The sequence below is a fragment of the Natrialba aegyptia DSM 13077 genome (assembly GCF_000337535.1).
Lineage (GTDB): Archaea > Halobacteriota > Halobacteria > Halobacteriales > Natrialbaceae > Natrialba > Natrialba aegyptia.
In genome coordinates, this window is the sequence record NZ_AOIP01000027.1 from 1 (window position 1) to 352 (window position 352).

At 56.8% G+C, this 352-nt stretch carries 1 rRNA gene; it reads right to left on the reverse strand.

From position 1 onward, the window contains the following. Positions 1–352 (reverse strand): 23S ribosomal RNA (locus C480_RS23995); the annotation flags it as partial.

Here is a 352-nt window from a genome sequence, read left to right on the forward strand (position 1 = left end):
GACGTAGATCACGAGAGGGTATTGTAGGACACCAACTCTAACAGGCCTCCACGTGCCTTTCGGCACGCTTCACCTTGTCCATGTCTAGATCGTCCGGTTTCGGGTCGTGCCCGTTTGACTCCCCGCGCTTGAACACGGCGGCCCTCGCAATGCTGCGGCCATGTCGGTTTCCCTACGCCTTCCCCGATGATCGGGTTAGACTCGTCAAACAGGCACACTCCCTGGTTCGTTTTTCAAAACGCACGACGCAACTCCGGCTTCCTGTACGGCTTACTACGGGTTCGCACCCGGTTCATTGTGTACAGGACCTTTTGAGCCACGTCGTTCGATCGCCAACTGATTTCACGCCCTA